The 10,518-nt window shown below is 52.0% G+C and carries 7 protein-coding genes and 2 pseudogenes; 5 read left to right on the top strand and 4 right to left on the bottom strand.

Annotated features, from left to right (window positions below; genetic code table 11):
• Positions 1–203: 203 nt before the first annotated feature.
• Both AC2FLZ_RS20945 and AC2FLZ_RS20940 read left to right on the top strand, forming a co-directional pair.
• The gene (locus tag AC2FLZ_RS20945) at positions 204–662 is read left to right on the top strand and encodes a hypothetical protein (RefSeq protein WP_496882718.1); all 459 of its coding nucleotides are present in this window, start codon (positions 204–206) and stop codon (positions 660–662) included.
• Between the two features lie 311 nt (positions 663–973).
• Positions 974–1,324, top strand: a pseudogene (locus AC2FLZ_RS20940) (DUF2853 family protein); the annotation flags it as partial.
• A gap of 249 nt (positions 1,325–1,573) precedes the next feature.
• Here the strand turns inward: AC2FLZ_RS20940 and AC2FLZ_RS20935 are convergent.
• Entirely contained in the window at positions 1,574–4,942 is a 3,369-nt protein-coding gene (locus tag AC2FLZ_RS20935) for a DEAD/DEAH box helicase family protein (RefSeq protein WP_496882717.1), read from the bottom strand.
• A 239-nt stretch (positions 4,943–5,181) separates the two neighbouring features.
• Positions 5,182–5,385, bottom strand: coding sequence for a hypothetical protein (locus tag AC2FLZ_RS20930; protein WP_496747828.1), 204 nt, complete (start codon positions 5,383–5,385; stop codon positions 5,182–5,184).
• A 525-nt stretch (positions 5,386–5,910) separates the two neighbouring features.
• Between AC2FLZ_RS20930 and AC2FLZ_RS20925 the strand changes: the two genes are divergently transcribed.
• On the top strand, positions 5,911–6,285 hold the full coding sequence (locus AC2FLZ_RS20925; protein WP_480496461.1) for a nuclear transport factor 2 family protein: 375 nt from the start codon (positions 5,911–5,913) through the stop codon (positions 6,283–6,285).
• Positions 6,286–6,293: 8 nt separating this feature from the next.
• Here AC2FLZ_RS20925 and AC2FLZ_RS20920 read toward each other — a convergent pair whose 3' ends face one another.
• Positions 6,294–9,518: an AAA family ATPase gene (locus AC2FLZ_RS20920; protein WP_496882716.1), complete on the bottom strand. Its 3,225-nt coding sequence runs from the start codon at positions 9,516–9,518 to the stop codon at positions 6,294–6,296.
• Between the two features lie 168 nt (positions 9,519–9,686).
• Here AC2FLZ_RS20920 and AC2FLZ_RS20915 point away from each other — a divergent pair.
• Both AC2FLZ_RS20915 and AC2FLZ_RS20910 read left to right on the top strand, forming a co-directional pair.
• Positions 9,687–9,814: pseudogene (locus AC2FLZ_RS20915) on the top strand (ATP-binding protein); the annotation flags it as partial.
• Between the two features lie 10 nt (positions 9,815–9,824).
• Positions 9,825–10,067, top strand: coding sequence for a hypothetical protein (locus AC2FLZ_RS20910; RefSeq protein ID WP_496882715.1), 243 nt, complete (start codon positions 9,825–9,827; stop codon positions 10,065–10,067).
• Here the strand turns inward: AC2FLZ_RS20910 and AC2FLZ_RS20905 are convergent.
• Positions 10,064–10,381, bottom strand: a complete 318-nt coding sequence (locus AC2FLZ_RS20905) for a hypothetical protein (RefSeq protein WP_496882714.1) — start codon at positions 10,379–10,381, stop codon at positions 10,064–10,066. The genes AC2FLZ_RS20910 and AC2FLZ_RS20905 overlap by 4 nt on opposite strands.
• Between the last annotated feature and the right edge of the window lie 137 nt (positions 10,382–10,518).

Raw genomic sequence — 10,518 nt, 5'->3', positions numbered from 1 at the left:
TGGTTCCGGGTTTCTTTCTCATCTCCACTCCTTGGCGGTTACGATGAGCCAGAAACCCTCTCTTATCAAATCGACCTAAACTGTCCCATTGGCGCTGACGTCAGACAGTAGGCAACCCCAAGTGCCCATTAGATGACTTTTTTGGCAACGTCGTCAAAGCAGAAAAAGTCGACCCAATCGAAATGGAAATGGTCCCTGCTAGCTTGACCGAACTAACGGATGCGACAGCTGCATCTTTATTGAAATACATGGAAACAGCGATAGAAGGGCTCAGGATTGCCCAAGTCGCACATGAGATGTTGCCGATTTTGTGGGTGCTGGACAAAGAAGGTCGCCTTCACCTTGCGCTAGAAGAAGTCTATGAAAACATCAAAGAAGGTAGACGCTTCCCACTCGCGCGGGGCATCAAGGTTCCAGTTGGCTTTCGAAAACTGGGACATCCGTCTTTGATCGACAGCGATCAAAAAACAGCCCGAATTGGAGGAGAATTGCTTTACGATCCTGATCCAGAATTCGGTGTACGCGGATGGGTTATTACAAACGGTTCAGGACGGTTTGGTTACGGCGAGCAGCGGATCGAAAAGCACCTGCTAAACGTGGCGGCTGTCTTTGAGTCTTTTGGGATTCCTGTCGATACGTACTACATTCCTCCTAAGGCATAGTGGTCGGGAAAATAATGGAATATGATCTTACATCGATTAGACCATCTCAAGAGAGACGCCTTATGTCTGCTCTGCAAACGGAAGAAGGCCGAACGGAGTTTATAGAGAAGCTTGGTCGGTTCTTATCCATGGCCGCAGACGGCGGTGAAGCTGAACTTGATCAAACCACTTCATTAGCAACGCGGCTGACGGCGCTGGGAGTTTGGCAGAATATATCTTCCTCGCAGCTGGAGGAACTGTCCAAGAACAGTAGTAAAGATCGTCTTGAGGCGTTTCGCATAGGAGTCCCAAGCGATGTGGTTTCTAACTTGATGCGAGCCAAGAGAACCGTTCGAACGCGACATCTTGAACGTGGCAGTAGGCGCGATCAACTAATAGCCAAATATGCCGAAGACCTTAGAACTAAAGTTGGCGTCGAGCCAGACATGGACCTATTGACCAAAATTACGATTGGTTGTGGACCAGCCATTTATCAGCGTGATTTGGCCACCATAGCAGCGACTCAAATCAGCGAGCTCGAAAGAGTAAAATCGAACTTTTTGGTTGGAAAGTTAGGCTTGCCGGATAGTCCGAAGCTGATGGAATGGATCAAATCTGTTATCGACTTATACGGACGTTCAGAGCGATCCAAGTATCGAGCTGTTATCTACTATTTGCTTGTGGACCAACTTTCTCACGACGAGACAACTGTGAAGTGGTTGAAAGAGAATTCAACGGAAGCAAAACCTGCTCAAAAATGGCTGCTAAAATCATTAATCAAAAAAGGTGGACACGGAATGCAACACGGGGCCGCGAGAACGCCCCAAGACAATCATTAGCAAACGGCGGAATGAGTGAAGAAATTGGATGCCTATACAGGGTCAGTTTTGAATGCCGATTGACAATCTGGCTTCGCTGCTATCTGAGGCCGCCTAGTGCTCGCCTGCACCATCCGAAAAGAACACCACTGAAATGCGCTGTCCGATTGCGGGTTCGTGGTCGCGTGAAATCTGCTCAGCTTCCTCGATGACCCGGACCATCTTTTCATGGATCTTAGCGGACGCCTGATGATCGCTTTCGAGCTTTTCCAGGATAACCTGAAGCGCGATGTACCCCTTGGGAAGATCCTCATAGGCGAAGCTGTCACGCACTTCGTGTTTTGCTTTTTCCCAGAAGGGATCAAGCTCACGGCTCCACGCCTCGCACACCATTTCCACGGCCGGTAGTGTCAGATGGCCAAACCATTCTTGATCACTGAGTTCGACACCACTCTTGCGTCCCATGAACTCGGCGCAGGCTTTCATGAGACTCTCAACGCGCGCTGGGCGCAAGTCCCACTCGGTCAGCTTGCCGATCTGCTCTGAAATCGTCTCCAGCGCTTCGGAGAGATCTTCCAGAGACATGTGGGCGTGTTCCATGCCCAGGCTTCTGGTCCGTTCGTATGCAGTCTCCAGAGATTGGACGCAGGCCAGCTGGTCGCGTTCCAATATCAGGCCTGGCGCAGTATCCTTTAGAAGCAGCAGGCGTGGCGGAAAGAAGCTATTGCTCTTGCTAAGTCCTTTGAGATGTAGCGCCGTGAATTTCTCACGGGCCGATAAGAGCGCCAACTCGGCGCCCCAGGTGCCCTGGATCTTGGCCTTGTCGATGAGTTTGTAGCGGTCTTCTGCGATTGTTTGCTTGGTGCGTTCCAGCACGTCGTGAAAGTTATTGTCGCGAAGCAGCCGTGGGGATCGCAGATATTTTACAACACTATTGAGGATCAGTTCTGCGTCTTCGGTGCTTTCTTCTAAAACGGCGTCGATTAGCGCCTCCCCAGCCAAAGTTTTATAGTTCTCTATGCGCTGGGCGATTTTTTCGTCAGATGCAAACTGACCTACTGGCACATCAACAAGGTGGTAATTGACGACCCCGAACTCACTATCGATCCTGTCGATCCTACCCAGACCTTGGATGAGCTCTTTCAGGTTCGAGGTCAGACCAAGCAACACCAGCGTGTCTGACGACTGAAGGTTGATGCCTTCAGCCATCTTGTAAGTCAGAAAAACCGATGCAGATCCTTTTGGTTCGTTCTTTCCTCCAGGTCGGAAGTAAGACTCCACGGACTTGCCCTGTTTGATACGCTTGAAACTGTCGGGGCCATCTCCAAAGATCGCCTTCACGGCGCGATCTGCACCTTTGGTTTGGTTTCCCACGACATAGTTGGTGTGGTGGCCTCTGCGCGAAAGCGCTTCTGCAAAAATCTCGAGTGTGTCCGTCCGTTCTGCGAGAAAGACGACCCTGTCTTTTTCATTTTGTATTCTCAGGCACGCCTCATACCGCTTCTCATCAAGCTCCTTGAGAACACTGAGACCCAGTTTTTGGTTTAAAGCGTCGCATTTCTTTGTGGGTTCAGGCGCTTCTATTCCCAGTGCTGCGAACATGTCGGACTGGTCGCGGTGGGATACCTTTTTCTTCGATTTTCCACCACGCTCGAAGTCGCGAAGCGATTTGCCAATAGCTCCATGAGACATCTCCCAATGGGCTTGGGCGGCACTCACGCGCAGAATGTTCAAAAGGTTTCGGATGTAGAGCTGATCCTGCGTGCTTTGTTGCGTGCTGACGTGTCCGAAGCGGCTTTTCTCGACTGCGGTCACCCTACCGCCAGGCGCAAGTTCTTTGCAGAGAGCAACAATCTCATCCAGGCGCGTTTGCTGAGGCTTTGTCACCTTAAGTTTCTTCGGGCGCCCGTGGTTTTCTAGTCTTGGGTAACTGTGCTTGGTCGGATCTTCGTCCTCGCCAATGCATTTCCGTTGTCTGCGTGTCAAAAACGGCGAAACCAACTGAGCGAGTGCGTTGCGAGCCTCTCGCGTGAGCGTCGTGTCAGGTTCTGATAGGACGGCCAGTTGCGCACCCGGGTTGAAGATATCCTTAGGAACTTGGGTTTCGCGCTCAAATAACTCGCCCATGGCCTGAATGAAGGTAGGGGTCATGAAAATGGACGCCCGCTTCTCCTGCATATGGGTCAACCAGTCGACATCGCGGTTCCCGAGCAGCGTAGCCGACAGACAGACGTTCCAACTTGGCGGGGCAAGTTCGATGGCTGAGGCCATTTGAGATGCTTGTTCAAAGCCCGGTGTCACAGTGTGGCTCTCATCGATTATCAGAATGCCAAACTGATCGAGCCTGAGCCCAGATTTTTCTTCGTCGCCAGCGCCGCGGAGGTGTTGTTTGGCAAGTTTGCTGTTTGCGACAGGTCGGAGCGAGTTTGTCGAGTACTTGCGCCAACTGGGAATGACTTTGGGCGGGGCAATTACAGCTGCATTTTTTCGCGCAACGCCATGGACCGGGGAGCGGGGCACGACTTCTGAGAATGTTTCTGACAATGCTTCAGCCAGGTGACAGCCGATCTCTGTCTTTCCCGAACCGGTTGGCGCTTCTACGAAGGCGATCCCATGGTCATAGACGATGGAACACGCCTCATAGGTCAGCTCCTGTTGATACCCAAACAGCGTGTGGCTCGTGATATCTTTTCGGTCTCCGGTGAGCCAGGGTTCGAACCCCTTTTGCTCCGAGATAGTTCGCGCCATCGCGTCTTCAGCGGTCACCGGTTTGATAAGCTTTTCGAGTATTTCCAGCGCTTCGGTATTCCAATCGACAGACACATCCCAAGCCTGCTCAGCGGCTTCTGTGCGTTCGACCTGAAGTTCATGAGTGCCCGCAGCCAGGTCATCGGCATACTCGATGTTTTTGTAGAGCCCTGAGTAGGAAAAGTTTGCGGACCCGGCGACGGCACCTTTTGGTGAGCTGACGATTTTTGAGTGTAGCCGCCGATCCCCGGTTATCCCCAACTTGCGTTTGGCGAGCTCCGGATCGAAGACACGCAGATCAATTTTCCCGGTTTTGATGGCGTGTTTTGCCAGCACCGCGATGAGATCGTGATCCTCTTCCACTTGAAGCCCGGAGCGCTCCAGCCAGTAGAGTTTCATTTCTTCGGTGACCGGTTTGGGGTTGGTTAGACGTTTGGTGTTCGCCGTATCGATCCCGAACGATATTCGGATCCGGATGTCGCTGTCACTTTCCGGATCCCTCAGCTCGGGCAATTCCTTCATCAAAATCGACAGTGAAGACAAGAAATCCTGATACCCGGTGACAATCAGACAATCCCCAGAGGTGATATGGGGTCGATAAAGATTGATGACCGGCCGGTCGATATTGGTGCCGACCTTCGCAACCGGTTCGGCCTCAAGCCCGCTTGCGGGCTTTTGATTTGCTTCGGTGAGTTGCTTTGGCTTGGAGCGCAGCCAATCTGGGAGTGAAAACAATGAACAAGACTTGGTTTAAGGACGTTTAGTCTAATAGTGATACTGCGCGCACCGTCCTTCAAGACATCATCGGCAGAAACATTCGATTTCCGGAAACTGTCGGAAATTCGCACCGTTTTTTACGTGGGCGATGACCAGGTTCTCGAACACAAAATGAGCCGTCAACCCGCTAGGCAGGCTTACCGGTGACTGAGAGTATTTTGAATTAGCGGCCTGGTGGCATACCAGGCCCTCTCTAATCAAGTCCTGACGCTAGAGACCTCGAAGTGGGTTTTCACCACACGCAGCAAGTGCTCAAAGTCACCTTGGACGGCGTCTTCCAGAAAGGACTGAATTCTGGCTTGTTCAGCTCCAGCGCTTTCGGCTGCGGACTGGCAGCGCGCCAGCACTTCAAAGGCGTTGGCGTTTGTCCTGGGCGGGTCGATGGTTGCAAGTTTTTTCATGTCAAATCCTCATGTAGAATACCGGGCAACCATTGCAGGTCGAACTTAATCTCAGGTATAAGAATCGCTGACTTTGGCCTCATCCAACGAACTTCTCCAGATTTGACATAAGCCGCGATAATAGGCTCAGCGGCAAATGATCCCTATTAAAAGCGGCCATACGCTCAGTATGCAGCAAATGACGGTATTGAGCCCACACAGACCGATGCTGCGCGAAGCCCCAATGACATCAATGCGCAGTTAGTGAGATTGTCCAGGTCACGTTTCACCGTGCCGGCAGTCTTGCTAGGTCAGTCCAGAACAGACGCTCGACGAGAGATCACGGTGCTGCACAGCGGTCGGTCGTTCCGGCCATTCGTGAACCGATCAGTATTCTTTACACGAACTATACCGGCAGTCGCCCCAAGCAGGCTATTTCTGTCATTGCCAAAAGGCACCGCGTCAAACTGCCGGAAAATTCTCCGACCTACGGAAAAAATGGTACACTTTCTGAGAACGCGCATTTGCCGACAGGGGTATTATAAAATGGCACATGAAAAACAATTAGAAGATCTGAAGGCAGGTTGGGCAGCGCTTGCGGCTGGGGAAATGGACAAGCTTGCGAGTTTCTATGCTGAGGATATGATATTCGTCTTGCCCGGCCAGAATGATGTATTGGAGGGCCGGATTGCTTTTAGATCGGCTCTTGACGGGATTGGTCAAGCGCTGCCTCCGGGCTTCGACATAACTGACCTGCGTTTTTGCCCGGGTGACAATGAGATCATGAACGTTGTAGAGTTTAGGTCTGACAAACTGCCAAACGGCTCGCAATGCGCGGTGTTATTCAAGTTCAATTCTGATGACCTGATCACCGAAGAACGCTGGTTTGTCGATACCGAGCAATGGAAATCTGCGTTCTGACAGAACGGTTAGATCTCAGACGCATTTTTTATCCGTAGTGCGGTGTGGTTTAGGCTCTGCTCCAGAGTTGGCCAGCCTAGCGGAACACAAATTTGAATTCCAAGTTCAATGAGCTGAAGCGCCTTTTCAGGTTGCTTCGCTTGTAGCTCCATTTCGGCAACAATTCCAATTGCTTCCGAGTGGAGCCCATCCATTTCCAAATTGGCTGCGTTGACATGAATTTCCAGCAGGATTTTTCGCGCTGCCGACAAGTGCTTTGTTGTGGCAATGTATTTCAGAAGCTCCAATCTTGAAATACAGGCGCCACGGAGGTTTCCGCAGCCCTCAAAATGGCTAATGCCGGTCTCAAGCCATTTGATCCCTTCATCAGTTCGCCCTGTCTGGATCAACGCGGAGCCATACGCGGCGTCTCCGGCATACGCAAAGTAGAATGCGCCGATCTGCTCACTGCGCCACGGCGCCTTAGCAAGGCGCTCCAAGCCTTGTTCTGGTTCACCCAGCGCCACGTGCGTCATTCCTAAAGCAAGCTCGGACATAAGCCGGTCAAAACCGCTCGCAGCACTTTCCATCCCGGTGCGCGCAAATTGGAACGCTTCAATCTTGTTCCCAGCCATCGCATGGCTGACTGCAAGGAGACAGGCACCCCAGCACTCAGCTGGCGGATAGCTGTCGTGATCGCCCATCTCAAACAATGATTGAGCGATTTCTACCGCGACACTTACTTTTCCGATCTGTATCGCGTGGCACCACCGTCCATAATAAGCCAACGTTTTTAGATAGCGATCTCCAAGTTGTTCGCCAGCCGCTTGCACAACGTCTGCCTGAGACACCAACTTGGAGTACCACTCGCCTTCTGCAACGATACAGTCCAACCACAGGGTCAGCCCAAGCGAATAACCGACGCAACTTTCATCTCCAAGTTGGCGGCCAATGTGCAGAGCAGAATCAAACGATTTTGCCGCGTCCTTGAAACGTCCGGCATGTAGATAACCTTCACCAATCCACGTTAGTGATCGCGAAACTTCTTCAATTTCACCAAGGGTTTGTATGCGCGGCAAGTGGCTTTTTGCCAGCTTGGTCATCGCTGCAAAATCTCCATTCCAGCAAAGAACCTGCGTCTGATTCACAACAGCCCGAGCCAGGAGTAATGTCGCCTCATCCCCGGTTTGATTCATCGTCAGGTCCAGGCATTTTCCAAACCACATTTCGGCGTCGCGCAATGCAAAAAGGTCAAGCGCCTTGCAACCTGCTAAATAGGCGAAACGAGCGGTGGATTTGTATTCGCCGGCAGCTTCGAAATGATGCGCGAGGGTCTCCGCCACCTCGGCCAGGTTGTCGGCGTGCTTATCTTCAATTCTCTGTGCCGCCTCCAGATGAAGCATACGTCGGTCATCAGAAAGCAAGCTTTCATATATCACCTGTTGAACGAGTGCGTGGTGGAAGCGCACTTTGTTTGCATTCTGTGGCGAGGGCTCCAGAATACCCAGCCCACCAATTGCATCGAATTCTGTCTGCAAATTGTCTCCAAGTAACGAGATTTCCGCTTCGCGGCCAAGAACTGACGCCATTTCCGTGACGCGGCGCGCACCGGGAGAAAGCGCATCGACCCTGTGCATCAAGAGACCTGCAAGGGTATCGGGAATAGAAGCCCCGGTTTCAGTTTCCAAACTCTCGTAAGCGCCCAAAACGTGACGTGCAAGTTCCTCCAGGAAAAGAGGATTGCCTCCAGCGCGCGTAACAAGATCGCTAAAATCACGAGTTTCTGCTTCTAAGGCCACGCATTCGCGAAGCAGCAGAGCTGACTGTTCTCGATCCAAGGGGATCAGGTTGATATTCTCAACCCCCGGGGCGTTGAGCCACGTCGCCTCAAAGTCCGGTCTGTAACAAGTTAGAACCAGGACGCCAGGCCTATCAGCTTTGCGGATCAGGTGATTGATAACACTTACCGATCTTTCGTCGGCCCAATGCAGATCGTTGAGAAACAGAACCGTTGGAGACGTCCGTCCATGAGAAACCACCAGTTCGATCAGGGCTTCATGTGTGCGGGGTCCAACCAATTCTGGATCGATTTGCGATTGATCAACTTTTTTATTTCCGATGAGCAGTAGCAAATAGGGCACGTGGCGTTTGCGATCCAGCCCAATCTGGGTAAACCCGTCTTCTGGCGAGAGGCCTTCCCGTTTTCTATCCGCTACATACTCACGGACCAATTCGATAAATGGGTGGAAAGCAGTGGACCCTCCATGGGGGCTGCATTGACCCTTTAGACTGGTAAATGTTCCCCCAGAATTATCAAAAAATTCACGAACAAGTCTCGACTTTCCAATCCCGGCTTCACCGATCACATTCACCGCCATTGAGGCACCTACACGCATACGCCTTAGCGCAGAAGTCAAAGCGTTCAACTCTTGGCGGCGTCCGATGAGAGGTGTCAGGTTGCCTTTTTGTCGATCTAAACGGTCTCGCGATCTGGCAATGGCGGTTACCTTCCAAACGGGAACCGGATCCTCGAAGCCTTTCAGAGTATGTGGCCCAAGACTTTCGAAATGGACATTGCCATCAGCGAGGCGTCGGCTTGCCGGGCCAACAACCACGCAACTTGGGGAAGCTACAGACTGCAAGCGTGCCGCAAGATTTGGTGTGGATCCCAAGGCGCTGTGTTCGCTGGCAGTACCTTCACCAACGACCTCTCCAATAACCACTGGCCCTGTTTCAATGCCGACACGGGCTGCCACAGTAATGCCTTCTGGTGAACCGCGTAAGTCCGAAACCAATTTGACCAATTCCCAGCCCGCTCGAATGGCACGGTCTGCATCGTCTTCATGACTTTGGGGATAGCCAAAATATGCCAACACGCCGTCACCGAAATACTTTGCGACATAGCCACCGTACTGTTCGACCGTGCTTTTGGCGGCATTCTGAAAACTGCGGATATGGGCGTGATAATCTTCCAGAGTGATCTGTGTTGACAGCGCCGTTGAGTCGACCAAATCAGCAAACATCAAGGTCAGCAGGCGCCGCCTGACTGGCGCCTCGCGATCCACCTTGGTTTCAATCTGTGCTGCCGCAGCCAAGATGCGTTTACGGTGGCCAAGCTTTTCTATCCCCAACTCACGCAAATCGTCGGCAGTCAAATCGCCAAGTAGATCGTAATCAACGCCTTGCTCGCGAAAGGCCTCGTTGTATTCGGTGAGCCCAAGCTCGCTGAGAAAGTTATGCACCCGCTGCGGCATCGGAAACCTCGGTGGATGAAACTACATTAACACAAATCAAACCCTGCTTGTAACTTGACCAGTTACAACAACCGATTCGAGGGCTTTCAGGTGAAATCAGTGGATTTTCGCGGTCGTTTTCTACCCGAAAGTCCGGATTGCAGATGTTGTTCGAAGATTTTTGCGGCCGCATTGATCGACCGGCTCACACACCGCTGCCACATCTGGGAAAAGGCAATGACAGCTACCGCTTCAAAGCCAGCTCAGAAGCTGCAAAGAAAACAAGAAAGGAGACGCCGACATTGACCAAAGCATAGACACCGATACATGAACAAAGCCGGGTCAAATCTCGGTGAAAATACCGGGTCAGTTCTCAGCGAAAATCAACACCAGAGTTTTCCAGATCCCGTTCCAGGGGAGAAGTTGGAACTTGGAGAAGACCAGCCAGACTATTCCAAAATAGAGACCAAGTACGATCAACAAGACTTCATCCCTCCTGCGGTGATTTGGAAAAAGTTGACCGGCCACCCGGCGATTTGGATGGCCGGTTTGATTGCCGTCGCGATTTAATTGTCGCTTTGTTCTTCCAGCACTTTGCGGTTGGCTTCACGATGGCGCCACGCTGCGCCCATGCTCTCTTTCAAGTTATCCGGAAGAGCATCCAAAGGAACAACAAGATCGCCGTCAACTGGCCATTCGGTCAGCAGCTCGGGGTGGTATCCTTCGGGGTAGTACAGCTTTGGGTCGATTTCCATTTCGCGCACATAAGGCTCCTGAATGTCCACGCGCTGATGCGGAGGATGCGGCACCACAAGCTGGCCATTGCTGAAGTCAAACTGCGGCGCCCGTGAGTTTGGGAACCGTGGCAGAATACCTTCACGCACCCATATCTGATCTTTTGTTACGTTGACTGTCCGTCGTCAGGGATTTTGGGACAGATGGCGGCGTGAGCTAAGAGAGGGTCTGGCTCATCTGGTTCATGTGATTATGCGGCGGATTTGCGGTGAAGCAAGCGTCGCGT

Source organism: Ruegeria sp. YKSF131 (assembly GCF_059612645.1).
Note: the sequence above shows the minus strand (reverse complement) of the source record. Positions and strands in the feature narration are given on the sequence as shown.